Here is a 23,392-nt window from a genome sequence, read left to right on the forward strand (position 1 = left end):
GAAAGAGAGAACCGGTGCGAATTTCCGAGCTGAGCCGCCGCAGCGGAGTGCCGATCACGACGATCAAGCACTACCTACGGGAAGGTCTGCTGCCACCCGGCCGGCCTACGTCCGCCACCCAAGCGGAGTACGGCGAGCCACACGTACGCCGCCTGCGGCTGATCCGCGCTCTCATCGGCGTACGGGGGCTGTCGATCGACGAAACGCGGGAAGTGCTGAAGGCCGTGTCCGAGAACGAAGCGGACCCGCACCAGGTACTCGGCCTCGTGCTCGGCGCCAGGCCGCCTGTCCTGGCCGGGGAAGACACCGGGGAAAACGCCGCAGAAGGCACCGGGGAAAGTTCCCGCGAACGCCCTCCGGGGACAGCGGACACGGACGCGCTGCTGGCGGAGATGGGCTGGGAAGTCTCCGAGCACGCCCCGGCCAAGAGCGTCGTCGCCGAGACCCTGGCGACCCTGCGCTCACTCGGCGTGGACTACGACTGGCGGTCCCTGGTCCCCTACGCGGCACTCGCCGAGCGCACGGCCACCCTCGATCTCGACCAACTGGCCGACACCGCCGACCCCCTGGAACAGGCCGAACGAGCTCTGCTGCTGACCGTGTTGCTGGAACCCGCGCTACTGGCCCTGCGTCGCCTCGCGCAGGAGGCGGAGTCGGCCAGGCGCTACGGCGACTGACGGGAGTCCGGATCACCCGGCCCGGACGTCAGGCTCCACCGCTGACACCTGAGGCGACAAAGCGCCTGTGGAGAGGGAAGAACTCCACCTGGGGGTCACTCTTCACACCCAGCTCCCCCTTGAGCACGGGCTCGATCCTGGCGGCGACGAACGCGGGGAAGAGATCCTCCGACTCCCAGATGTCGAGCACGTGGAAGCCGTCGCCGGCGAACCAGGCCGTGTGCAGCACCAACCCGTCCGGAGGCTCTTCTTCCCAGCGCACCCTGGCGCGGGCCGCGTCGTACAACTCCGGGGTGATCTCGGGCCAGACAAGGGTCATCACGACTGCCATGGAGGTCCCTCACAATCGTCTCGGTGCGGCGGCGTCTTCCCGGCTTCCACACGGCGACGCTAAGTGGACCGGGCCGCCCGGGCATCTCCGCACGGCCATTCGTGCCGCCCGGCTGCCCCACCTCGCCGCCACGTCGCCCCGCGCGGGCAACGCAAGAGGCCCCCTGGATTTCTCCAGGGGGCCTCTTGGCTGTGTGCACTCGGCAGGATTCGAACCTGCAACCTTCTGATCCGTAGTCAGATGCTCTATCCGTTAAGCTACGAGTGCTTGGCGTTGGGGGTTTTTTCTGCCCCGTCGGCGTTGCGAGAACAACATTACATGACCTGCGCCGTCACGCGAAATCCATTAGCCGCACCCCTGCTGAGCTGCGAAAACGGCCTTCAGGCGGCCGCGAAACAGCTTGCGGAACGACCGAAGCCCCGGTCCTCGGACCGGGGCTTCGGTGATCATGCGCGGAGGCGGAGGGATTTGAACCCTCGATGGGCTTTAAGACCCAAACCGCATTAGCAGTGCGGCGCCATAGACCGGACTAGGCGACGCCTCCAGCACACTCTCTCGCCTGCGCGAGTGGGTGCGTGCAGATGATGACACAGCCTTGCGTGGTGCCACCAATCGCAGCCCACGGTACTAGGCAGGTGGGGGCCAGGGCAAAGTCCTTCCGGTTGCGCAACGCCCGGGGCTGCGGAGCGTTAGAGAGTGCGGGGCGCCCCTGCCCCCTCTTGAACCTCAGGAGCCTCCATGCTGCGCCGTCTCACCCTCACCGCCGCCGCGTCCTTCGCCGCACTGTCCGCCGCCGTCCCCGCCACGTCCGCCGCGGCGGCGCCCGTCCCGCTCCCGCCGCTCCAGGACGTACTCCAGGAGGTACTCCAGGGCGGCGCGCGGGACGGCCAGGACGGGCAGGACCGGCTCACCGTGACGACGACCCAGACGGGCAACCGCGCCGCCAATGGGACGTACGAACTGAGATGCGGACCCACGGGCGGCACGCACGCGCAGGCGCAGGCCGCCTGCGACCGGCTCGAGGAGCTGGCCGGGGAGGGCGGCGACCCCTTCGCCCCCGTGCCGCAAGATCGGATGTGCACCCACCAGCACGGCGGGCCCGCCACGGCGCGGATCACCGGTACCTGGAACGGGCGAAGCGTCGACGCGACGTTCAATCAGGGCAATGGCTGCGAAATCTCCCGCTGGCGCGAGATGGTGCCGGTGCTTCCCAGCGTGCGTTGACCGTCCGCTCCCGCTCCGCCCTCGGCGGCGCCGACGGGCACTCGTGCCTGGTCAGGGCCTACGCCGCGCCGTCCGATGTGGCCGCAAGCCCACACAACCTTGGTGAGAGCTCCCCCTCATCCGCCGTCGCGCGCCCATCGCCTGCCTTTAGACTCCCTCCAGTGACAGCTTGCGGCCCGAGGGGCAAAATGAGGCCGGCTGTCGGCAAGGTGCAGTAGTTCAGGGAGGAACCGTCGTCGTGAGCAGCAGGCCATCCCGAGGCGCTGCTCGCCTCGCAGCGATACTCGACGCACTTCCTGACGGGCTGTTGCTCGTCAATTGCAACGGCACCGTCGTCAATGCCAACACCATCGCCCTGGAGACGTTCGAGTCCCCAGGGACGGGACTCGTCGGGCGCGGACTGCTCGATCTCCTGCCGACGTTCGACTCGAAGCTGATCCCGGGATCGATGCGCCGGGCCGACGGCGAGGACGATCAAGGGCGTACGAAGCCGACCCGGATGATCGCGCGGCGCACGGACGGGACGGAGTTCCCGGTCGAGGTGACCAGCGCGAATCTGGAGGACGGCCGCGACGCCTACGCGTCCCACACCGACCGCCCCAGCTTCACCGGCGACGAGCTGCTGATGCTCGTCGTACGCGATCTGTCGGGGACCGTCGACACCGAGGCCGAGCTGGCCCGTTCGCAGCGCCAGACCGAGATGATCCTTCGGGCGGCCGCGGAAGGTGTCGTCGGCACGGACACCGACGGGCGCGTGGTGCTGGTCAACCCGGCCGCCGCGCAGATACTGGGTTACCGCGCCAGCGACCTCGGCGGCAAGGAACTGCACCCCCTCGCGATCCACACGCGCGCCGACGGCACTCCCTTCCCGTACGACGACTCGCCCCTCGCGGACACCCTCAAGTCCGGGCGCAAGCACCGGGTGCGCGGGCAGGTCCTGTGGGCGAAGAACGGCAAGCCGGTCGCCGTCGACCTCACGACCGCTCCGGTACGGGACGGCGAGCAGCTCGTCGGCGCCGTGATGACCTTCACCGACCGCCGGCCGTACGACGAACTGGTCGAAAAGCAGACAGAGGTACTCGAACGCGAGACCAAGCGGTACGAGGAGATGGCCGGGCGGCACGCCCAGCTGACCGCCGTACTGGGCGAGTCGCTGCGCGGCCCCCTGGAGGAACTGCGGGGCGAGCTGGGGACGCTGGCCTCCGACCCCGCCGGGCAGCTGTGGCCCGAGGCGAACCAGATCCTGCACCACCTGGCCGCCGGGTACGCCCGGATGACCACCCTTGTCGAGAATGTCCTGGGCTACCAGCGGCTCGCGGCGGGCACGGAGCAGTTGACGAAAGCCAAGGTGCTGCTCGACGGTGTCGTGGCGGCCGGTGTCGAGGGCGCGATCGAGCTGATCGGTCCCGGGCGGGCCCAGTTCGCGGTGCACGCGCCGCCGATCGAGGCCGAGGTGGACGCGGGGCGGCTGGCGACGGCTCTCGCGCATCTGGTCGCCGACGTGGCCGGGATCGACTCGACGGGCAAGGCACCGGCGGCGGCGCCCGGCGGCGGCTACACGGACTCGACGATCGTGGTCGCGGCGGCGCAGCGCGGTGAGGTCGTACGCATCGAGGTGCGCGGGCCGTACGCCGGGGGAGACCCGGTGCACGAGCCGATCGTGCGCGGCATCGTGGCGGCGCACGGCGGCGTACTGCAGACGCACGAGGTGCCCGGCGTGGGCGGGAACGCGTACGTGCTGGAAGTGCCGCTCGGCGCGGGCGCCGGGGCGGTCGCCCCGGCGCAGACCAAGGCGGCCGCTCCGGATCCGGTTCCGGTGCCGGCGCAGCAGTCGGCGCCCGCGGACGGTGGCGGGCGGCGGGCACGGCGGTCGTCCACGGACGCCTTCCTGGAGCTGGACGGCAAGCGCGCGGAGGGCGAGCAGGCCGCCGTGGCGGCCGGGCCGGTTCCGACCGGCGCGGGCGCTGCGGGTGCTGCGGGTCCTGCCGGCTCCGAGGTCCAGGAGTCGGCTGCGCCCACCGGGCGGCGCAGGGCGCGGCGTGGCGAGGCGGACGCCGCGGGCACGGTGGCGGGGCCGCGGGAACGTATTCCGGCGCAGGCTTCCGGGGATGGCCCGGGCGCCGCTTCAGGCGCTGTTTCCGGCGCTGTTTCCGGCTCCGGTGGTACGGGGCGCAGGCGCGGGCGGCCCAGTCCCGTCGAGGGTGGCGGCAACGGGCGTACGGGCGGTGGAGGTGGCGGCGCCGTAGAACTGCGTGCCGCGCTGCCGGCCGCCGCGACGCCCGGGTCTTCGGGTGCCGTCTCGGAAGGCTCCGTTGTCACGGCTTCCGAGGGGGCGCACGGAACCGGGCGCGCGGCGCTCGGGGAGACCGTGCCGCCGCAGGGTGTGCCCGTCGACGTACCTGGGTCTACAGGGCGTCGTGCACGGCGTGGTGGGGACGGGGCGCACGAGAACGCGCCCGCGCTGCCCGCCCTGCCTTCCGCACCGTCCGGCCCGAACGAGTCCCCACAGCAGCAGCTCCAGCAACAACAGCAGGCTTCGGGGCGGCGTGCGCGCCGGGCGCTCGCGCCACCGGCGCAGGAGCGGTCCGAGGCCCCCCGCAGCGCCTTCGCGCTGCCGCCGGCCGACGCCGACCGGGTGCCACCGACGGCGGGTGAGGCGGACGCCTCGCTGCCGGGCCGCCACGACGCCGTACGCACCACTGCGGACGCGGACCACACTCCGCCGCAGCCGCAGCCGCACCCGACCCCGGCACCGACGGGGCGGCGCAGGGCGCGCGGCGACGTTCAGCCGGGGCAGCCCGTTCCGGACGGCAACCACACTCACGACAGCGATGCCGTATCCGTGCCCCCGAGCTGGTCGGCCGCCCCCGGCGGAGCCACCGCGACGACGACCGGTACGACGCAGACCTGGCCCGCTCCCGGCTTCGCGGTGGGAGCGGTGAGCGAGGACGACGCCGAGCAGCACGCGGACGGCGCGGAAGGCGTGAACGGCGTGAACGGCGTCGCGCCCGGCACCGGACCGCAGCAGCCGCGCACCGCGCAGCCGTTGCCACCCGCCCAGCCCCTCCCCGCCGAAGCCCCCGCAACGGCTACCGGCCAGACGGCCTCGCAGGCACAGGCAGCACCCGCACCGGCGTCCGCGCCCCTGACCGCCGACTCCACGCAAGGCCGCGCGTTCAGCGTCCGTACCCTCGGCCAGGGCATGCCGTTCGCCCAGCAGATCGCCCAGCAGCAGCAGAACCAGACCCTGGGTTCGGGACGGCGCCGTAAGCTCGCCGCCTCGCGCACGGAGGCCGAGCAGTCCACGCCCGCCGAAGGCGCCGCGACGCAGGACAGCGCCGAGCCCGCGGCCCGTCCGCACCCCCAGGGCCAGGGCCCGGGCCAGGGCCCGCTCCAGCAGCGGCTGTCGACCCAGGGTGAGGGCCGTGCGTACGCCATAGGCGCACCCGACGAGGGTTCGGAGGGCCCTGAGCCTCTGGACGGCCCCAACGGCGCCGTGGAGGTGGCCAACCGGCCCCAGCCGCAGCCTGTCGACGACGAGCTGCCCCCGGAGCCGCTCGACAACCCGCGCCGCCTGCTGGTGTGGCCCGCCCCGGACGTCTCCACGCAGCAGGCGCTGAGCGACCGCGGCTACCGCCCGGTGATCGTGCACTCCCGCGAGGAGGTCGACGCACAGATAGCGGCGTTCCCGGCGGCGCTGTTCGTCGACCCGCTGACAGGGCCCATCACCCGTACGGCGCTCCAGTCCCTGCGCCAGGCCGCCGTCGCCGCCGAGGTCCCCGTCCTGGTGACGGCCGGGCTCGGGCAGGCGACGCGTGAGGCGGCGTACGGCGCGGATCCCGCCGTACTGCTGAAGGCGCTCGCGCCGCGCGACAGCGAGCAGCACCCGTCGCGCGTGCTGCTGATCGAGGAGCACGAGGAGATCGCGCTCGCGCTGACGGCGACGCTGGAGCGGCGCGGCATGCAGGTGGCGCGCGCCGGGACGGACACCGAAGCGGTCACGCTGGCGACGCAGATGCGGCCGAACCTGGTGGTGATGGACCTGATGCAGGTACGCCGCCGCCGCGCCGGAATCGTCGACTGGCTTCGCGCGAACGGGCAGTTGAACCGCACGCCGCTGGTCGTCTACACCTCGGCCGGACTCGACGAGGGCGAACTGCACCGGCTCGCCTCGGGGGAGACGGTGCTCTTCCTCGCGGAACGCTCGACGAGCGTCGAGGTGCAGGGCCGGATCGTGGACCTGCTCGCGAAGATCGGCACGAACTGAGGCACGAACTGAAGACTGGAGGGGCCCCGCGCCGTTGCGGGGCCCCTCCAGTGGTTCACGGGTGCGGGTGCGGGTGCGTCAGAACGTCGTGACGTCCAGCTCGCCGTCCGCGTACTGCTTGCGGATCACCTTCTTGTCGAACTTGCCCACGCTCGTCTTGGGCACGGCCGGGATCATCGCCCAGCGCTCCGGCAGCTGCCACTTCGCGATCTTGCCGGCGAGGAATGCCCGCAGCTCCTCGTAGTCCGCGGTCGCGCCTTCCTTCAGCACCACCGTGGCCAGCGGGCGCTCGCTCCACCTGTCGTCCGGTACGGCGACGACGGCCGCTTCCGCGACGTCCGGGTGGGCCATCAAGGCGTTCTCCAGTTCAACGCTCGAGATCCACTCCCCACCCGACTTGATGACGTCCTTCGCGCGGTCGGTGAGGGTGAGGAAGCCTTCGTGGCTGATGACGCCGATGTCGCCGGTCTTGAGCCAGCCGTCCTCGCTGAACTTGTCGGCGGGCCTGAAGTCCTCACCCGCCGCGCCGCCGTAATAGGCGCCGGCGATCCAGTTGCCCCGTACCTCCAGCTCACCGGCCGACTCGCCGTCCCAGGCGAGGATTTCGCCGTTCGGTCCGATCAGGCGCGCCTCCACACCGGCCGGGAAGCGGCCCTGCGTGATGCGGTACGGCCACTCCTCCTCGGGGGTGAGCCCGGCCGGCGGGTGCGCCATGGTGCCGAGCGGCGAGGTCTCCGTCATGCCCCAGGCGTGGCAGAGCCGCACACCGAGCTTGTCGTACGCCTCCATGAGGGCCGGCGGGCAGGCGGCGCCGCCGATGGTGACGCTCGCCATGGAGGAGAGGTCACGCGGGTTGGCGGTGACCTCGGCGAGCAGGCCCTGCCAGATGGTGGGGACGGCGGCGGCGTGCGTCGGCTTCTCGCGCTCGATCATCTCGGCGAGCGGGGCCGGCTGGAGGAAGCGGTCCGGCATGAGCATGTTGATGCCGGTCATGAACGTGGCGTGCGGCAGACCCCACGCCATCACGTGAAACTGGGGCACGACCACGAGGGTGGTGTCCTTGTCGTTCAGACCCATCGACTCGGCCATGTTGACCTGCATGGAGTGCAGGTAGATGGAGCGGTGGGAGTAGACGACGCCCTTGGGGTCGCCGGTGGTGCCGGAGGTGTAACACATGGCCGCGGCGGCGCGTTCGTCCAGCTCGGGCCAGTCGTACGTGGTGGGGCGGTCCGCGATCAGGTCCTCGTACTCGTGCACGCGCGGCGCGCAGCCGTCGAGGAGCGAGCGGTCTCCGGGGCCCGAGACGACCACGTGCTCGACACTCTTCAGGTGCGGGAGGAGCGGCGCGAGCAGTGGCAGCAGCGAGCCGTTGGCGATGACGACCCGGTCGGCGGCGTGGTTGACGATCCAGACCAGCTGCTCGGGGGGCAGGCGCAGGTTGAGCGGGTGGAGTACGGCGCCCATGGAAGGGATCGCGAGGTACGCCTCCACATGCTCGCAGTTGTTCCACATGAGGGTCGCAATACGCTGGTCGCCGTCGACGCCGAGCTCGTCGCGCAGAGCGTTCGCGAGCCGTGTCGCGCGCTCGCCGGTCTCGGCGAAGGTGCGGCGCTGTGGCTCCTCCTCACCGGTCCATGTGGTGACCTGTGAGCGACCGTGGATCGTCATCCCGTGCTTCAGGATGCGGGTCACGGTCAGTGGTACGTCCTGCATGGTGCTCAGCACGGCGTCCTCCCGGTGGGCGCTACGCGGCAGTAATAAGGGTGGCCTGATTCTGCGCACGTACCAGGCGGTATGTCACTACTTCCGGGAGCACGAATCGGATGCGGTCGGGGGAGCCGGGGGAGAGGTCAGCGGACCGGGGCCAGCTCCGGGTCCTCGCGGAGCTTGCCGAGGGCGCGCGAGACGGCGCTCTTGACCGTACCGACGGAGACGCCGAGGACCTCGGCCGTCTGGACCTCGCTGAGGTCCTCGTAGTAGCGCAGGACGACCATGGCGCGCTGCCGGTCCGGCAGCTTCATGATCGCGCGCCACATCGCGTCGCGCAGCACCTGCTGCTCGGCGGGGTCGTTGGCGAGGGCGGTGGCCGTGGCGGTGCTGGAGGCGGAGGCGGGCTCGGGGAGCTCGTCGGTGGCGTACTCGTCGACCTTGCGCTTGCGCCACTGCGAGGTGCGGGTGTTGAGCAGGGCTCGGCGTACGTAACCGTCGAGGGCGCGGTGGTCCTCGATCCGGTCCCAGGCGACGTACGTCTTCGTGAGCGCCGTCTGCAGCAGGTCCTCCGCGTCGCACGGATTGGCGGTGAGCGAGCGGGCGGTGCGCAGCAGTACGGGTCCCCTGGCGCGTACGTACGTGGAGAACGACGGGTAGGGCGTCGGCGTCGCCGCCCTTGTCGCCGCCTTGGATGCGCTGGTGCAGACAGGCGTGGTCATGAAGACCACGCTAGGAGCGCGTCGTGCGCGGCGGATCGGCCCCAAGTCCCGAAACCGGATCCGCCTCAGGTTGTAGGGGTGGGGACGGCCCCACCTCCTGAGGGTGGAGGCCGAAGGGCTCTTCATAGGGGTCGCGTCTCAGGGGCGGGGCCGTCTCTTCCTGCGTTGCGGCAGGTCAGCGGCGGATCCGTGCGACCGGGGCGTCCGCCGCGTTCAGGTCGATGGTCAGGCGGCGGCCGCCGTGCTTCTCCGTGACGTTTCCGGCGTACTGGTGGATGCGGCGGTGCGGCGTCCAGGCCCATTTGGACAGGGCGCGTTCGCCGTACAGCGACGGCTTGCGGTCCCAGCGGGCGAACCACATCGCCGACGGCAGGTCCGTCACCCCCGACCTGCGGGCGCGCTCCATGTGCCGCACGCCGGACTCCGCGCTGCTGTAGAAGCCCGGGAGGTACGCGTTCTTGCGCATTTCACGGTTCCAGCCGCGGATGAAGTCGAGGGTGGTGCGGGCGCAGCGGCTGTTCCCCTCGTTGTACGCCTCCATGTCGAGGTAGAGCGCACTGCCGGCGCGCATGCCGAGCGCCTTCGCCGCGCGGACCGCCTGCCTCGCCTCCTTCTTGCCCTGGCGCCAGGGGGCGCGGCCCATCCTGACGCGCCGCTTGTTCTTGGCCTGCACGCAGGGGGACTGCGAACCGACGAAGACCGGCAGCACCCGCCAGCCCATCCGGTCGACGGCCGCCACCCACCGCTTGCTGAGGTGACGCTGCTTCTGGCATTGCCGGCCGCGGCCCGCGAAGTAGACGCCGACGGCCCGGTACGGGGAGGAGCGCCACGCCCGCATCGTGGAGAGCGAGGGGGTATGGCAGGTGTCGAAGGCGCGGCCGCGGAACTTCACGGTGCCGGCGGCCGCGGCCGGTCCGCCGGCCGGTGCTCTCGACCGGGCGGCGGCGTCCACCTGATGCGGCACAACCAGCAGGCCCAGCAGCCCGGCCAGGGCGACTGTGTATCCGAGGAGCTTCTGCGCGTAGATTTTTTGCAGGTACATGGGGAGAGTGAACGTGCCCCCACCCGAACCGACCACCGCTCAGCCCCCGGCCTCAGCCATCCGCCCCCAGGATCAACCCGGACGTGGGAACACCGGTGCCCGCCGTCACCAGTGACGTGGCCGCGCCCGGTATCTGGTTCACCGACGTACCGCGCAGCTGCCTGACCGCCTCCGCGATGCCGTTCATGCCGTGCAGGTACGCCTCACCGAGCTGGCCGCCGTGCGTGTTCAGCGCCAGCCTGTCCTCGGCCACGAAGCCGCCGCCCTCGCCGGGCCCGCAGAACCCGAACTCCTCCAGCTGCATCAGCACGAACGGTGTGAAGTGGTCGTAGAGGATGCCCACATCGATATCGGCCGGCCGGAGCCCCGAGGTCTGCCACAACTGCCGGGCGACCACACCCATCTCGGGCAGCCCGTTCAGACCATCCGGCCCGTCGCGATAGAAGCTCGTCATCTGCTCCTGTCCGCGCCCGGCCCCCTGCGCTGCGGCGACGATCACCGCGGGCGGGTGCGGCAGGTCCCGGGCCCGCTCGGCGGACGTAACGACGACCGCCTGCCCACCGTCGGTCTCCTGACAACAGTCGAGGAGCCGCAGCGGTTCGACGATCCAGCGCGAGGCGGCGTGGTCGGCGAGGGTGATGGGTTTCTCGTAGAAGTACGCGGCGGGGTTGCGGGCGGCGTGACGGCGGTCGGTGACGGCGACGTGACCAAAGACGTCGGCCGTCAGGTCGTACACATGCAGATAGCGCTGGGCGGCCATGGCGACCCAGGAGGCGGGGGTGAGCAGCCCGAACGGCAGGTTCCAGCCGAGCGCCGCGCCTTCTGCCGACGGCTCGCGGTGCTGTACGCCCGAACCGAAGCGGCGGCCGGAGCGTTCGTTGAACGCCCGGTAGCAGACGACGACTTCCGCCACCCCGCTCGCCACAGCGAGTGCGGCCTGCTGGACGGTGGCGCAGGCCGCTCCGCCGCCGTAGTGGATACGGGAGAAGAACGACAGCTCATCGATGCCGGCCGCCTGGGCGACGGTGATCTCGGGACTGGTGTCCATCGTGAAGGTGACCATGCCGTCGACGTCGGCGGGGGTCAGCCCGGCATCTTCGATGGCGGCCTGTACGGCCTCGACAGCCAGCTTGAGCTCGCTGCGCCCGGAGTCCTTGGAGAACTCGGTCGCCCCGATACCGGCGATCGCGGCCTTCCCGCCGAGCGTGTCGGCGCTGCGAACGCTCATGAGTCCTTCTCCCGAACTCTGACGGTCACCTTGCCGGTGAGGTGATGGCCGAGCCGGTTGGCGCCGACGACCCGAACCTCGGCCGTGCCGTCCGCGCCGAGCGCGGTGACGGTGCCGGTCAGCACCATGGTGTCGCCGGGATAATTGGGCACCCCGAGGCGGATCTTCACAGCGCGCAGCCTGGCGCCCGGACCGAAGTGGTCGGTGATGTACCTGCCGACCAGCCCGTTGGTCGTGAGGATGTTCATGAAGATGTCGGGCGAGCCCTTCGCCCGCGCGGCCTCGGCGTCGTGGTGGACGTCCTGGTAGTCGCGGGAGGCCACGGCGCCCGCGACGATCAGCGTGCGGGTGATCGGAATCTCCAGCGGCGGCAATTCATGCCCGACCTTCATACCGCCGCCCCCTCCTCACCAGTCAGCAACTGCCCCAGCTCCTCCAGCACTTGGCTTGCACCGCCCAGATAAGCGTCGAGCTGCCGGCCCCAGAGGAAGTGCCGGTGGACAGGGTGGTCCAGGTCCGCGCCCGTCCCGCCGTGCAGATGCTGCCCGGCGTGCACCACGCGCTGCCCGGCCTCCGACGCCCACCAGGCGGCGGTGAGGGCGTGGGTGGCGAAGGGCAGGCCCTCGTCGTAACGCCAGGCCGCCTCGTATGCCGTGACCCGTATCGCCTCGGTGTCCATGTACGCGTCGGCGGCGCGCAGCAGCACGCCCTGGTTGGCCGAGAGCGGCCGCCCGAACTGCTCGCGCTGCGAGGTATGAGCCACAGCACGGGCAACCGCCCCGGCACAAACCCCCGCCTGAACCCCGGCAAAAGCAACCCGCCCAACCCCAAGCACCCCCTCGTACGCCCCACCGCAGCCATCCGCCCCATCCGGCGCCGCAGCCAGTCCTCCCCCCGCCATATCCAGCCCGTCCGGCGTTTGAGGACCGGCGTCCGGGGCGGAGCCCCGGTTCGGGAAGGGGCGGGTAGGGGAAACGCTCCGCAGGACCCGCCGCGCCCCTCCTCCGCCGCCCGCGCCACCCCCACCCGCACCGATCCGCTCCCCGGGAGCCGCGTCCAACGTGAGCCGCCCCGCAGACCAAGGCGCGGTGGTGTCGACCGCCTCAACCATCACGCCAGCATCCGCCGTCGCCACGAGCCATAGCCCCCGGTCCTCATCCGGAACCAGCACATGCGTGGCGTCACGCAGCCACGGCACCACACCCGCAGTGCCGCTCAGCGCCCCGGAAGCGAACGCAGATGAGCCGGCGTCGGCTCGTATCGTCCCGGTAGCGGGAAACGCCCCTGTCACCACCACCGAGCCATCACCAATCGCAGGCAACAGCCGCGCCCGCTGCTCCTCGGTACCGTGCGCGCCGACAGCCAGCATCCCGTACACACACGTCACAGCCAGCGGCACCTGCGCCGTCGTACGCCCCTGCTCCTCCAGCAGCAGCACCAGCCCGAGCAGACCGATTTCCCCGACCGCGGCGATGAGCCCAGCCCCGCACAGCGCCTTCCAAACCTCGCTGTCCGTGCCCGTGCCCGCCGCGGCCAGACGGTCGTGCGTCGACAGGTCCCCGAAGATCCGCGCGGCCAGGTCCCGCGCCGCCCCCTGCTCGTCCGTGGGCGTGAAATCCATCAGCCCTCACCCCCTCCGCCGCTACCAACCGGCCGAAAGACCGGCAGCTCCAACTCCCCGTCCACCCGGAGGAATTCCAGCCGGACAGGCATCCCGATCCGCACCTTGTCGTACGGCACCCCGACCACGTTGCTGACCATCCGCACGCCTTCCGCGAGTTCGATCAGCCCGACGGCATACGGAGGGTCGAAGGCCGGAAACGGCGGATGGTGCATGACGACGTACGAGAAAACCGTGCCGGCCCCGCTCGCCTCGACCGTGTCCCACTCCGGCGACCCGCAGCCGCCGCATCCCGGCAGCCAGGGAAACCGGAGCGTCCCGCAGCCCCCGCACCGCTGGATCAGGAGCTTGTGCCGGGCCACCCCGTCCCAGAACCCGGCGTTGTCGCGATTGACGACAGGCCGCGGCCGCTCACTTCGCCCCTCACGTCCGCGCGCTTCCCGCCCTCGCGCTTCCTGACCCCGCGCTTCGCTCTTCCCCGCGGCCGGCGCGTACTTGAGGATGCGGAAGCGGTGCGTCCCCGCCGGCTCCCCGTCCGCACGGACGTCCATCCGCGTAGTGACGAAGTACCCGGTCCCCAGCTTCGTCGTCTTGCGCTCCGACACCGACTCGATCACCGCGTCGAAGGTGATCCGGTCTCCGGGCCGCAGATCCCGCACGTACTCCTGCTCGCATTCGGTAGCGACCACCGAGGTGTACCCCGAGCCGTCCAAGAGCGTGAGGAGTTCGTCGTACGCTGCCGACCTGCCCGTATCGCCCGTATGCCCGGACAGGCCGCCCATTGTCCAGGCCTGGAGCATCGTCGGCGGGGCGATCGCACCGGGGCCGGAGTACGCCACTGCGCCGTCCCCCATCGCCTCGCACCAGTGCCTGATCATCGGCTCGTTGACGGGGTCCTTGCCGACCCCGTCAACGACCGCCGCCCGTCCCTCGAACGCCTTCAGCAGCCCGTACAGATCCCCGTCCGCGCCCACATCCGAGTCCACATCCGAGCCCACACCCGCACTCATCCCCGCCGCCCCCTCGGCATCCCGAGCCGCATCGTCGCCACGATCTCCCGCTGCACCTCGCTCACCCCGCCCCCGAAGGTATTGATCTGCGCCGCCCTGTTCATCCGCTCCAGCTCCCCGTCTCCCCAGACCCCCACAGAACCGGAGCGCACCATTCCCGCCTCGCCCGCAACTTCCTGACACATTCGATACACCGCAACGGCCGATTCGGTTCCCATAAATTTCACGCCACTTGCATCACCCGGCGCGAGCGCCCCCGCCCCCACATCGCCGACCAGCCGCCAGTTCAGCAGCCGCACCGCCGCCAGCCTGGCGTGCGCCTCGGCCAGCCGCGCCCGTACCCACGGCCGGTCCGCGGGCCGCTCGCCCGTCTCCGGGCCGGGAGTCACGGCGTACGCCAGCACCTGCTCGTAGCAGTCCTCGGCCTGCATGCCGATCGCGGCGAGCGCCACCCGCTCGTGGTTGAGCTGATTGGTGATCAGTCCCCACCCACCGTTCTCCTCGCCCACCAAATTCCCGGCAGGCACCCGGATGCCGTCGTAGTACGTCGCAGTGGTGGTCAGCCCGCCGACGGTCTCGATCGGCGTCCACGAGAAGCCCGGCGCGTCCGTCGGCACGAGCACGATCGAGATGCCCTTGTGCTTCGGCGCATCCGGGTCCGTACGGCAGGCGAGCCAGATCCAGTCGGCGTTCTGGGCGTTGCTGGTGAAGATCTTCTGGCCGTCGACGATCCATTCGTCGCCCTCGCGTACCGCGCGTGTACGGAGCGAGGCGAGGTCGGTACCGGCCGACGGCTCGGTGTAGCCGATCGCGAAGACGATCTCGCCGCGCAGAATCCGGGGAAGGAAGAAGTCCTTCTGCTCGGGCGTCCCGTACTTCATCAGGGTCGGCCCGACCGTATTGAGCGTGACCATCGAGACGGGGGCGCCCGCCCGGTACGCCTCGTCGAAGAAGACAAACTGCTCGTCGGCGCCGCGCCCCTGGCCGCCGTACTCGACGGGCCAGCCGAGCCCGAGCATCCCGTCGCGGCCGATCCGCCGCAGCAACGCGCGCTGCCCGGCGCCGTCGTGCGGATCTGTTCCCTCCATCACCTCGCGGAAGTACGAGCGGAGTTCGGCGCGCAGCTGCCGCTGGCGCACGGTGGGGGCAAGGTGCACGGCAGCGTCCTCCGACGGCAGGCGGCGTCACAGTCTGATGGTTTCTGACTGTCCGTCAGATCGACGCACACTGTCAAGGCAACAGCACGCCCCGAAACGGGAACGGCCTGCGCGACGGCGACAAGCGCCGTCGCGCAGGCAGTCATTCACACCCCGCAACACAGACCCCGGCCGGGCCGCGGCTCACCAGAGCTGCGCGAAGTTCACGGCCACGCTCTCGTCGGACTGGTCGATCGCCGTGAAGCCGGATCCGCTCACGCTCGCCGTGTTGTTCTGATTCGACGCGCCGGCACCCGTCGCCACCTGCTGCGTGGTGGTCGAGTTGCCGAGGTTGTGGCCACCGACACCGCTTCCGCCGACCGTGGCCACAGTCGCGTTCGACCCGTCATTCGCGAAGGAACCGTTGTCCGCAAGGGCGACACCCGAGAAGAGGGCGGCCGCGAGGGGCAGGGCGGCAACGGCTGCGATGACACGGGCGGTACGGATGCTTGCCATGCAAATTCCTCCAGGAACGCTAAGTACGGCTTGTTCCGGGGCAGTTGGCCGACTGCCTCAGCGATGGTCACGACGTCGCGAGATCAGAATTGCCCACCGAATCCCCGGCGAACCCACCCGGAGGCCCGTATTCCCCCTCAGGCGTGAGGACATGTTGATAAACACCTTCACGCCCCCAAAACCCCAGCTCATCCGTCCACACCACGGCAACCCAGCTGCCGCAAGGGAAAAAGCGTTCCTGCGCATTTTCGGCCAATCCACCCCCCTTCCCTTCCTCGAACACTCGTACGAAAATAGAGCCATGGCCACCTCCGACCGGCGCGCCGCCACCTTGGCCCTCGCACACGCTCTCTCCGCTGCCGAGCGCGGGCTCCCCGTCATTCCCCTGTCCCGCACCAAACTCCCCGCCCTGCGGTCCCCGCACCGTGACGCCCCCGAGCCGTTCCTGTGCCGGGGCGAATGCGGACGCCCCGGGCACGGCGTACACGACGCCACCACCGCCCCCGCCACCGTCCGTGCCCTCTTCGGCGCCGCCCCCTGGGCGACGGGTTACGGGATCGCATGCGGCCGCCCCCCACACCACCTGATCGGCATAGACCTGGACACGAAACCGCCGACGAACACCGCGACAGACGGCGCCACCCTCACCGACGCCACCGCGGCCCTACGGCACCTGGCACTCCGGCACCTCTTCACCATCCCGGACACGGTCGTCGTCCTCACTCCAAGCGGCGGCCGCCACATCTGGCTGACCGGCCCGCCCGACGTCGTCGTCCCGAACTCCGCCGGCCGCCTCGCCCCCGGCATCGACATCAGGGGCACCGGCGGCTACCTGGTCGGCCCCGGCTCCGTCACCACCCACGGCACCTACCGCACCGCGCCCGGCACCGGCCACCTCCCGCCGGCCCCCTGCCCCAGCGCGCTGCTCCGCCTCCTCACGCCCCCCGCACGCCCTCACGCCCCGGCGCACCACCCGGCGGGCGGGCACGGAAGCGGCCACGGCCTGGTCCAGTTCGTACTGGCGGCACACGAAGGCCAGCGCAACACCCGCCTCTTCTGGGCCGCTTGCCGCGCGTACGAGAACGGCATCGGCGACTCCCTCGCGAACGCACTGACGGACGCGGCGGTCCACACGGGCCTCACCGAACGCGAAGCCCACGCCACCATCGCCTCCGCCGCCCGCCTCAACGCGTGCGGCCGTGGGTGCGCTCCCGGCGGCCCTTGACGTCGGGCAGCCCGAGATGGCCCCGCTCGCGTTCGGCCTCGCCGGGCCACAGCTGGGGGACGTACTGCTGTGGATCGCCGCGACCAGGAGCTCCCGGAAGCCGCTGCCGGCACGCGGAAGGGGTGTCTCCGACTCGGAGACACCCCTTCTGACCTGTACCTACGTTGAGCTGCGCGGTGGGTGTGGGATTTGAACCCACGGTGACATCGCTGCCACGACGGTTTTCAAGAGGGTGCTGCGGGAAGTGTCTGTGTCGTGCCTGACCTGCTTGTTCCCCGCCCTCGGGGCCCCTCGCCGCTGCTGGCGGTCCACACCTGGTCCACTGGCCCCGGGCGGGCCTCGAAGGCACCATGCCCGACACCTTGCGATGCGGCGGAAGCTGCTCGTAGAGCTCCTGCCCCTGCTTCGACGCATCCAGACCAATGCTGCCATGCGGCGGGTACGTTGCCCTCATGGCTAACTTCTTGATCGTGATCACGACCGTGGACAACCAGGACGCCGCGCGGAAGCTGTCGCGCTCGGCGGTGGAAGCGAACCTGGCGGCCTCCGGGCAGGTGACCGGTCCCATCGAGACGACGTACCGGCACCTCGGCGAAGTCTCCGAGGGCACCGAGTATCAGGTGACGTTCCGTACGACGGGCGACCGGCGCGAGGCTCTGGAGGCGCACCTGGTGGAAGGGCACCCGTACGACTCTCCGGAGGTCATCGCGTTCGGCATCGATGCCGGCCGCGCCGAGTACCTGGAGTGGATCACCCGCGCCACGCGTTAGCTCTTGGCCCGCTCCAGCAGCGCGCCGACCGGCGCGAGGGACCGGTGCGGCTCCAGCCGCTTGACCATCATGCGCGCCCGCTCCATCGGCCTGATCGACGCGAGCCCCTCGGAGAGGTCCAGCACCCGGCCGGTGATCGCGGTCGCGTGCTCGATCTCTCCCGCGTCCAGGTAGGCCGACGCCAGCCATGACAGGTAGAGCGCTTTGTCCCGGGCCCGGGTGTCGTCGTACCGGCTCAGGGCGTCCTCCAGCGCTGGGATCGCCCGCAGCGGCCGGTGCAGCTCCGCCCAGCACCGCCCCGTCATGATGGCGATCTCGTCACGGTCCACCCAATACGCCCAGTCCGGGCCCGGCTCGGCGTCGTGCTCGTGGATCGCTTCCTCTGCGACGCCCAAGGCGTAGTCCGCCTCGCGGGCGTTTCCGGATGTCGCGTGCTGCCACGCCAGCCGGTCCGCCAGGAGAGCCCGCACCACGGGCGCCGTGCTCGCGCCGAGCACCTCGTACGCGGCTATCGCGAACTTGACGCCCGAGCCTCCGCCCACGGCCCACTCCAAGTACGCCAGGAAGGCAAGCGAGTTGCCTTCCAGCGCGGTGTCCTCGGCGGCCCGCGAGGCGGCTAAGGCAGTCATGTAGTGGCCGCGGGCCTCCTCGTAGCGCCCGGCGTCGTAGGCCGCCCACCCCGCGAGCTGAGCCTGCTCAGCAATGATCCCCCGCAGGTCGCACCCCGTCGCCTCGGTGTAGACGCCTTCGTCGGCCAGCCGAGTCGTGGCCTCCAGCTCCCGGACGTACATCTGGTAGGTGTCACCGCCGCCCACGAAGTCGTCCAGACGGCGCAGCCGGGCTGTCCGCTGGCTCAACTGTCCTGGCACGTCCGCACCGATCCTTCGCCCCGACGACAGCAGGGACAACGGCTGTATGACGGCGATCCCGGCGCCGGCCGAGGCCGTGATGAATCCGCGGCGGTCCACATTGTTCTCCTGCTCGGTCTGCTGCTTCTCCTGACGGCGAATGCGCCGCGCGAGGGCGACAGCACGGCGCAACTCCTCCTCCGGCACCCCGAACTCCGCCGAAAGCAGCGTCCGTGAAGCCGGATCCGGAAGCCGCTCGTGGGTCTCCCAACGCGACACCGCCCCCTGCTCCAGCGGGTACCCCCGGCGCGCCGAGAGATCTGCCGCCAACTCCTCCTGCGTCCGCCCGCTCGCCATGCGCAGCCGCCGCAGCAGGAGTCCGATCGGCTCCACGCCGTCGCCCTCTTGCTTGGTCATCATCGCCGCCCTTCAGCCGTCCCCGAACGTGGACTTCAGCCTGGCCATAAATCCTGGCCATGTCCCTGGAATAGCCATGCCGCCTGGCCCATCCGCCCAAACGCTTACGGCAGTTGACTGGTCACAGCCGCCCGGAAAGGCGGCCTCCCCCTCGCAGCGGGTCGGAGGACCGTACCCACGTCGCACCTGCGGCCCGCTGCTTCCCCGGAGTGCAGTGCTCGCCCGATACCGAGGAGAGGTGCCATGTCCCCTCAGAGCCGCGTTTGTCAGCGCCGGGCCATCCCCGGCTGGATCAGTGAAGGCACTCGCGTTCACGACCCGCTGAAAGGCCGCACCGGCATCGTGCAGTTCATCGGCGAGTTCGAAGACCCGAAGACCCGCGTGGTTACCCAGAACGCGATCTTCGCCCGGCCGGAGGGCGGTGGGGTGGAGTGGGTCGTGGAAGACCCCACCAACCTGGAGCGGGGCTGAACGACCGCGCACCGTGGGGCTGGCGCCAGCAGCTCGCCGTCCTCCTCTATGTCGCCGTCGTCAGCGTCCTGGTAGTCGCCCTGGCCCTCGCTGGGGATCCCGGCCGCTGACCCACAGATCTCCGCCTCGCTTTTCCTGAGCACGCCCCGGGGCGGATGCACCACCCGCAAGATCCCGCCGGAGCCCCGGTGGGACCCCCAAGGTCAGGAAGGAGTACGTGATGAACGAGAACGCTCCCACCGAGCAGAACAGCGATCTGCTGATCGGTGTCCGTCGCATCACCGCGGCCCGCTCGCGTGCCGAGGAAGCCTCGGACAACACCGGCGGCAAGTCGGACATGAACGACACCTGATCAACCGAGGAGACCCACGGTGATTGATTCCGCATCGTGGGCGCAGCGTCTGGGCGGGGATGCCTTCCTCGCCCAGACGTGTTTCCGCGCCCACAAAGTGATCCGTTCCAACGGCACCACCTCCCCGTCGCCGCTGACCTGGGGCGACCTCAACGAGATCGTGGCCGCGCACCGGCTCGAACCGCCCCGTATGCGGCTCTCCCGCGCTGGCGAAGCAGTCCCCGCCACGGCGTACTCCATCCTCCGCACGAACCGTCGCGGGGTGTCCTGGTACCAGCCCCAGCCTGCCGAGTTCCACGCCCGGCTCGCCGAAGGCGCGTCCCTCGTCATCGACGCGATCGACCAGATCCACCCGCCCGTCCGGGAAGCCGCCGCCGGCCTCGAACGGTTCTTCCGCACCCCTGTCCAGGTCAACGCGTACGCCTCGTGGACCGCCGAGGAAGGGTTCGGCACCCACTGGGACGACCACGACGTGGTGGTGCTCCAGCTCGAAGGGGCCAAGCGATGGAAGATCTACGGGCCCACCCGCCGGTCCCCCGCCTGGCGTGATGTCGAAGCCCCCGAGGCTCCGACGGGCGAGCCGCTCGCCGACATCATCCTGAACCCGGGTGACCTTCTCTATCTGCCGCGTGGCTGGTGGCACTCTGTCAGCGCCGACCAGGGCCGCGCCTCGCTCCACCTCACCTTCGGTCTCGCCACACAGACTGGGGCCGAGTTCCTCGGCTGGCTGTGCGACGACCTTCGGGTAAGCACGAACGTCCGCGCCGACGTGCCCCGTTTCGGCACGTCCGAGGAACGCGCAGACTACCTGGCCGCCGTGCGGAAGGAGGTGCTGGCTGCACTGGAGGACCCGGGGGTCTTGGGCCGCTGGGAGAGGTCGCTGGACACCACGCACCCCGGACGTCCGCGCCTTTCCCTCCCGCACCTCGCCGCCGTTCCGGCCGAGCCGGGAATCACCGTGCAGCTCACCGTTCCCCGCGCCCGCGTCGACGAGGACGACCAGGCGGTGACGTTCGCCGGCGCCGGGAGCGAGTGGACCTTCGCACTCCCCGTCGCCCAGGCGCTGCGCCTCCTGGCAACCGGAAGGCCGATCACCCTCGCGGACCTGGCCGCCGAATCCGAACTCACCCTCGGGCAGGCGGCGGAGATCGTCACCGCCTTGGTCACCGGTCAAGCCGTCGCCGTGGTCGGGGGCTCCAGGTGACCGCTTCCCTCGGACTGGGGACGTACCGCGTGCGCGCCGTCGAACAGGCGGCCCGCACCGCGTGCGCCGATGGGCTGGTGTGGATCGACACCGCCCCCAACTACGTCGGTGCCCACCAGGCGCTCGGCCCCGTCATCGCCGACCACCCGCGCGCCATGGTGGCGACGAAGACAGGCTTCTTCACCCCGGAGGAAGGCGCGGCTGCCCTCCGGGCCGGAGTCCTCACCTCTGCCCAGGTTCGGGCCGGGCACAGCCTCGACCCCGCCTTCGTCCGCTGGCAGACGGAAAGGTCCCTGGCGGCGCTCGGCCGGATCGACCTCGTGTTCGTCCACAACCCGGAGCGCGCCGGCCACCGCCCTACGGAGCTTCACCCGGCGCTCCGTAAGGTGTTCGCTGTCCTAGAGGAGTTCGCCGGCGCGGGCAGGATCGGCGGGTACGGCGTGGCCACCTGGTCGGGGTTCCTACACGACGCCTTCTCCGTGTCCGAACTCCTGGGCCTGGCCATCGAGGCCGCTGGATCGGGTGAACATCACCTGCGGGCCATCCAGCAGCCGGTCAGCCTCGTCATGGCAAGGCCGATCGCCCTCGCCCTCGACGGCCGGGGCCCCCTCGTCCTAGCCCGTGCAGCGGGGCTGATCACCTTCGGCTCCTCGCCCCTGCACGGCGGAGAGCTGCCCGGCCTGGTCACGCCTGAACTCGCCGAGTTCATCCGACCGGGCGCCTCGCCGCCCACGGCCTGTCTCCTCGCTGCGGCCTCCTGTCCGAGCCTGGACGTGGTACTGCTGTCTGCTGGCACCGCCCCTCATTGGGCCGCCGCAAAGGCCACCATTGCCGCCCCGCTCGATCCGGGCCACCTCAGGAAGGTCACCGATGTACTCGCCCAAGGATGAGACCACCAGGGCACGTATGGGGGACGCCCTGGCCCACGCCGCGGCTCGCCTGTCCACCACGACGACGGGGGCGCCTGCGTGGGGATGGCTGGGCCGCACCATCGGCAGCCGCACCGAGGGCGGTTACTGGCTCCGCGTCCACTGCGGCGAGGCAGCCAAGACCCCCGCCACTCGGAACGAGGGGATCGCGCTTGCCGAGGAACGCGTGTCCGACAAGGTGTCCCGCCCGCACCTCCACGAGTTGTACCGCTGGGACGGCGGCGAGTACGTCTTCGAGGCGGAGCTGATCGACTACATCGCCCAGCCCGTCATCTCGCCGGAAACGCCCGACCTCACCCGGGATCCGAGCCTGCCGGACTCCTGGTGGACGACCCTGCGGGAGAGCCTGGAGGCCCTCAGCACCGCCGAACCACCCCGCGAGACCATCCGTCAGTCCTGGGCCGACCCCGTCTTCCCCGAGTTCCTGGGCATCCCCGCGCCGACCATCACCGAACGGGTCACCGGGCACGCTGACCTCCAGTGGGCCAACCTCACCCACGACCCGCTCGTGATCCTGGACTGGGAACGCTGGGGCGCCGTCCCCGTCGGCTACGACCCGGCGATGCTCTACGTCAACAGCCTCCGCGTCCCCACCGTCGCCGACCGCATCCGCGCCGAGTTCGCCCACGTCCTCGACACCCCCGCCGGCCGACTCGGCGAACAGATCGCCCTCGCCGAAATGCTCCAGGCCGTCGGCCGCGGCTGGTACGGCGAGCTGGCCCCGCTCCTGCGGCAGCGCGCGGAGGAGCTGACCGGGGTCCGCCCGCCAACCTCGGCATCTGTCTGACCTCCACCTCTCCTCCGGGCCCCGACGCCTCCCCCTGGCGCCGGGGCCTTCCCATCAACTCCAACCCCTTCTTTGACCTTTGTGGCGATAGCCGCATCCGAGAATCGCGGTCGGCCGGAACGGCTTTGGCCGGTGTCCTGTTCGGGTTGGGGTCGGGCATGTTCAGGGGGCCGTACGCTGGCCCGGCAACTCGGGCAGGCTTTGCCCCTGCCCGGAATTTGAACGAGTGGCCCCCTGGACTTGCCCGACGCGGGCCCCGGGCCGAACAGGTGGGTAAAGCCGTGGAGGCCGGCCGCCCCGGCCACATCTGGTTGAACGGCAATCCGCGGTGAACTGTGCGGACTTGGCATGCGCCCCGCTCCTGCTGGCCGTGCTCGCCGTGGGTTGGCTGGCGGGGTTCTTCGCGGGTATGGCTGCCCGTTCCTCGGGCTTTTGCGGCGCGAGCGGGCGGGCCGTCGCGGGCGGTGGCGGAGACATGGAGCCAGCGGCGGCCTGGGGCCGCCGCGCCGCGCGGCCCGCGTCAGCGGGCCGCCTTGATCCAGTAAAGAAACTTTGGACAGCTCACCCCTTCGGCTGCTTCGGCCGGTAGGCGGTGGGCTGCTTTGTCATGCTTCGATCCGTTCTCCTAGCGATCTGGCTATTTCATACCGGTCTGTTTACGGGATCTCTGAAATCTATCCACAGGCTCCCTGTTGTCCGATGTTCCTGCTGGAAGTTGTCCACAGGCGTGCAGCCGGGTGCGGGGCCGACGGAAAGGGGTGCGGGGATGCGCGTTCTGAGGGGGTGTCCGCTTTCGCTGATTGCGTGCGGCTCGCGCCGGAAGTTCCGGGGGCTATGCACACAGAAAACGAGAGACGCGATCCAAGTCACATGCGCGTGGGGTCACACGCGAGCCGATCGCGACACCT

21 protein-coding genes and 2 tRNA genes are annotated in these 23,392 nt (G+C 70.7%); 10 read left to right on the forward strand and 13 right to left on the reverse strand.

The window, feature by feature from the left end; genetic code table 11:
- The first annotated feature begins 14 nt into the window (after nucleotides 1–14).
- Entirely contained in the window at nucleotides 15–677 is a 663-nt protein-coding gene (locus tag J7E89_RS16155) for a MerR family transcriptional regulator (protein ID WP_214974137.1), read from the forward strand.
- 28 nt (nucleotides 678–705) lie between these two features.
- Here the strand turns inward: J7E89_RS16155 and J7E89_RS16160 are convergent, their stop codons facing one another.
- The 3 genes from J7E89_RS16160 to J7E89_RS16170 form a co-directional block, all read right to left on the reverse strand.
- The gene (locus tag J7E89_RS16160; protein ID WP_214974138.1) at nucleotides 706–1,008 is read right to left on the reverse strand and encodes a hypothetical protein; all 303 of its coding nucleotides are present in this window, start codon (nucleotides 1,006–1,008) and stop codon (nucleotides 706–708) included.
- A gap of 194 nt (nucleotides 1,009–1,202) precedes the next feature.
- Nucleotides 1,203–1,275, reverse strand: a tRNA-Arg gene (locus J7E89_RS16165).
- A gap of 186 nt (nucleotides 1,276–1,461) precedes the next feature.
- Nucleotides 1,462–1,552 (reverse strand) — tRNA-Ser (locus J7E89_RS16170).
- Nucleotides 1,553–1,746: 194 nt separating this feature from the next.
- Here J7E89_RS16170 and J7E89_RS16175 point away from each other — a divergent pair.
- Both J7E89_RS16175 and J7E89_RS16180 read left to right on the forward strand, forming a co-directional pair.
- Entirely contained in the window at nucleotides 1,747–2,232 is a 486-nt protein-coding gene (locus J7E89_RS16175; protein WP_214974140.1) for an SSI family serine proteinase inhibitor, read from the forward strand.
- A 238-nt stretch (nucleotides 2,233–2,470) separates the two neighbouring features.
- A complete protein-coding gene (locus J7E89_RS16180) occupies nucleotides 2,471–6,499 on the forward strand; it encodes a PAS domain-containing protein (RefSeq protein WP_214974142.1) in 4,029 nt (1,342 codons plus the stop codon).
- 78 nt (nucleotides 6,500–6,577) lie between these two features.
- On the opposite strand, the gene J7E89_RS16185 is transcribed toward J7E89_RS16180, so the two are convergent.
- The 9 genes from J7E89_RS16185 to J7E89_RS16225 all read right to left on the reverse strand — a co-directional run bounded on the left by J7E89_RS16185 (nucleotide 6,578) and on the right by J7E89_RS16225 (nucleotide 15,481).
- Entirely contained in the window at nucleotides 6,578–8,224 is a 1,647-nt protein-coding gene (locus J7E89_RS16185; protein ID WP_214974144.1) for a long-chain fatty acid--CoA ligase, read from the reverse strand.
- 125 nt (nucleotides 8,225–8,349) lie between these two features.
- On the reverse strand, nucleotides 8,350–8,928 hold the full coding sequence (locus tag J7E89_RS16190) for a SigE family RNA polymerase sigma factor (RefSeq protein ID WP_214974146.1): 579 nt from the start codon (nucleotides 8,926–8,928) through the stop codon (nucleotides 8,350–8,352).
- Nucleotides 8,929–9,103: 175 nt separating this feature from the next.
- Nucleotides 9,104–9,970 (reverse strand): DUF1906 domain-containing protein, encoded by an 867-nt coding sequence (locus J7E89_RS16195; RefSeq protein ID WP_214974148.1) that lies wholly within the window; start codon nucleotides 9,968–9,970, stop codon nucleotides 9,104–9,106.
- 52 nt (nucleotides 9,971–10,022) lie between these two features.
- Nucleotides 10,023–11,198, reverse strand: a complete 1,176-nt coding sequence (locus J7E89_RS16200) for a lipid-transfer protein (RefSeq protein WP_214974150.1) — start codon at nucleotides 11,196–11,198, stop codon at nucleotides 10,023–10,025.
- Nucleotides 11,195–11,590, reverse strand: coding sequence for a MaoC family dehydratase (locus J7E89_RS16205; protein WP_214974152.1), 396 nt, complete (start codon nucleotides 11,588–11,590; stop codon nucleotides 11,195–11,197). The genes J7E89_RS16200 and J7E89_RS16205 overlap by 4 nt, the downstream gene beginning before the upstream one ends.
- Nucleotides 11,587–12,819, reverse strand: a complete 1,233-nt coding sequence (locus tag J7E89_RS16210) for an acyl-CoA dehydrogenase family protein (RefSeq protein ID WP_214974154.1) — start codon at nucleotides 12,817–12,819, stop codon at nucleotides 11,587–11,589. Before J7E89_RS16210 ends, J7E89_RS16205 begins: the two co-directional genes overlap by 4 nt.
- Nucleotides 12,819–13,829 (reverse strand): bifunctional MaoC family dehydratase N-terminal/OB-fold nucleic acid binding domain-containing protein, encoded by a 1,011-nt coding sequence (locus tag J7E89_RS16215; protein WP_214974155.1) that lies wholly within the window; start codon nucleotides 13,827–13,829, stop codon nucleotides 12,819–12,821. Before J7E89_RS16215 ends, J7E89_RS16210 begins: the two co-directional genes overlap by 1 nt.
- Nucleotides 13,826–14,986 (reverse strand): acyl-CoA dehydrogenase family protein, encoded by a 1,161-nt coding sequence (locus J7E89_RS16220; RefSeq protein ID WP_214974156.1) that lies wholly within the window; start codon nucleotides 14,984–14,986, stop codon nucleotides 13,826–13,828. The genes J7E89_RS16215 and J7E89_RS16220 overlap by 4 nt, the downstream gene beginning before the upstream one ends.
- 183 nt (nucleotides 14,987–15,169) lie before the next feature.
- The gene (locus tag J7E89_RS16225) at nucleotides 15,170–15,481 is read right to left on the reverse strand and encodes a hypothetical protein (RefSeq protein ID WP_214974157.1); all 312 of its coding nucleotides are present in this window, start codon (nucleotides 15,479–15,481) and stop codon (nucleotides 15,170–15,172) included.
- A 301-nt stretch (nucleotides 15,482–15,782) separates the two neighbouring features.
- Between J7E89_RS16225 and J7E89_RS16230 the strand changes: the two genes are divergently transcribed.
- Nucleotides 15,783–16,706 (forward strand): bifunctional DNA primase/polymerase, encoded by a 924-nt coding sequence (locus J7E89_RS16230; protein WP_214974158.1) that lies wholly within the window; start codon nucleotides 15,783–15,785, stop codon nucleotides 16,704–16,706.
- Between the two features lie 452 nt (nucleotides 16,707–17,158).
- Complete coding sequence (gene cutA, locus J7E89_RS16235; protein WP_214974159.1) at nucleotides 17,159–17,476, forward strand: divalent-cation tolerance protein CutA; 318 nt, start codon at nucleotides 17,159–17,161, stop codon at nucleotides 17,474–17,476.
- Here cutA and J7E89_RS16240 read toward each other — a convergent pair.
- Nucleotides 17,473–18,744 carry a helix-turn-helix domain-containing protein gene (locus J7E89_RS16240; RefSeq protein ID WP_214974161.1) on the reverse strand — a complete coding sequence of 424 codons (1,272 nt, stop codon included), beginning with the start codon at nucleotides 18,742–18,744 and terminating at the stop codon, nucleotides 17,473–17,475. The genes cutA and J7E89_RS16240 overlap by 4 nt on opposite strands.
- A 240-nt stretch (nucleotides 18,745–18,984) precedes the next feature.
- On the opposite strand from J7E89_RS16240, the gene J7E89_RS16245 reads away from it, so the two are divergent.
- The 5 genes from J7E89_RS16245 to J7E89_RS16260 all read left to right on the forward strand — a co-directional run bounded on the left by J7E89_RS16245 (nucleotide 18,985) and on the right by J7E89_RS16260 (nucleotide 22,484).
- Nucleotides 18,985–19,212, forward strand: a complete 228-nt coding sequence (locus J7E89_RS16245) for a hypothetical protein (RefSeq protein WP_214974162.1) — start codon at nucleotides 18,985–18,987, stop codon at nucleotides 19,210–19,212.
- Between the two features lie 220 nt (nucleotides 19,213–19,432).
- The gene (locus J7E89_RS41825; protein ID WP_285439247.1) at nucleotides 19,433–19,564 is read left to right on the forward strand and encodes a hypothetical protein; all 132 of its coding nucleotides are present in this window, start codon (nucleotides 19,433–19,435) and stop codon (nucleotides 19,562–19,564) included.
- A 19-nt stretch (nucleotides 19,565–19,583) separates the two neighbouring features.
- Nucleotides 19,584–20,768 (forward strand): JmjC domain-containing protein, encoded by a 1,185-nt coding sequence (locus tag J7E89_RS16250; protein WP_214974163.1) that lies wholly within the window; start codon nucleotides 19,584–19,586, stop codon nucleotides 20,766–20,768.
- Complete coding sequence (locus J7E89_RS16255; protein ID WP_214974164.1) at nucleotides 20,765–21,658, forward strand: aldo/keto reductase; 894 nt, start codon at nucleotides 20,765–20,767, stop codon at nucleotides 21,656–21,658. The genes J7E89_RS16250 and J7E89_RS16255 overlap by 4 nt, the downstream gene beginning before the upstream one ends.
- Nucleotides 21,639–22,484, forward strand: coding sequence for a hypothetical protein (locus tag J7E89_RS16260; protein ID WP_214974165.1), 846 nt, complete (start codon nucleotides 21,639–21,641; stop codon nucleotides 22,482–22,484). Before J7E89_RS16255 ends, J7E89_RS16260 begins: the two co-directional genes overlap by 20 nt.
- Nucleotides 22,485–23,392 lie beyond the last annotated feature (908 nt).

This window comes from Streptomyces sp. ISL-100 (assembly GCF_018614615.1).
Classification (GTDB): Bacteria; Actinomycetota; Actinomycetes; order Streptomycetales; family Streptomycetaceae; genus Streptomyces.

What these genes read in the sequence shown, in the direction of transcription:
- J7E89_RS16160 (WP_214974138.1), bottom strand. Translation starts at nt 1,008, where the DNA reads ATGGCAGTCGTGATGACCCTTGTCTGGCCCGAGATCACCCCGGAGTTG.
- J7E89_RS16175 (WP_214974140.1), top strand. Translation starts at nt 1,747, where the DNA reads ATGCTGCGCCGTCTCACCCTCACCGCCGCCGCGTCCTTCGCCGCACTG.
- J7E89_RS16190 (WP_214974146.1), bottom strand. Translation starts at nt 8,928, where the DNA reads ATGACCACGCCTGTCTGCACCAGCGCATCCAAGGCGGCGACAAGGGCG.
- J7E89_RS16195 (WP_214974148.1), bottom strand. Translation starts at nt 9,970, where the DNA reads ATGTACCTGCAAAAAATCTACGCGCAGAAGCTCCTCGGATACACAGTC.
- J7E89_RS16200 (WP_214974150.1), bottom strand. Translation starts at nt 11,198, where the DNA reads ATGAGCGTTCGCAGCGCCGACACGCTCGGCGGGAAGGCCGCGATCGCC.
- J7E89_RS16205 (WP_214974152.1), bottom strand. Translation starts at nt 11,590, where the DNA reads ATGAAGGTCGGGCATGAATTGCCGCCGCTGGAGATTCCGATCACCCGC.
- J7E89_RS16210 (WP_214974154.1), bottom strand. Translation starts at nt 12,819, where the DNA reads ATGGATTTCACGCCCACGGACGAGCAGGGGGCGGCGCGGGACCTGGCC.
- J7E89_RS16215 (WP_214974155.1), bottom strand. Translation starts at nt 13,829, where the DNA reads ATGAGTGCGGGTGTGGGCTCGGATGTGGACTCGGATGTGGGCGCGGAC.
- J7E89_RS16225 (WP_214974157.1), bottom strand. Translation starts at nt 15,481, where the DNA reads ATGGCAAGCATCCGTACCGCCCGTGTCATCGCAGCCGTTGCCGCCCTG.
- J7E89_RS16230 (WP_214974158.1), top strand. Translation starts at nt 15,783, where the DNA reads ATGGCCACCTCCGACCGGCGCGCCGCCACCTTGGCCCTCGCACACGCT.
- cutA (WP_214974159.1), top strand. Translation starts at nt 17,159, where the DNA reads ATGGCTAACTTCTTGATCGTGATCACGACCGTGGACAACCAGGACGCC.
- J7E89_RS16240 (WP_214974161.1), bottom strand. Translation starts at nt 18,744, where the DNA reads ATGATGACCAAGCAAGAGGGCGACGGCGTGGAGCCGATCGGACTCCTG.
- J7E89_RS16245 (WP_214974162.1), top strand. Translation starts at nt 18,985, where the DNA reads ATGTCCCCTCAGAGCCGCGTTTGTCAGCGCCGGGCCATCCCCGGCTGG.
- J7E89_RS41825 (WP_285439247.1), top strand. Translation starts at nt 19,433, where the DNA reads ATGAACGAGAACGCTCCCACCGAGCAGAACAGCGATCTGCTGATCGGT.
- J7E89_RS16260 (WP_214974165.1), top strand. Translation starts at nt 21,639, where the DNA reads ATGTACTCGCCCAAGGATGAGACCACCAGGGCACGTATGGGGGACGCC.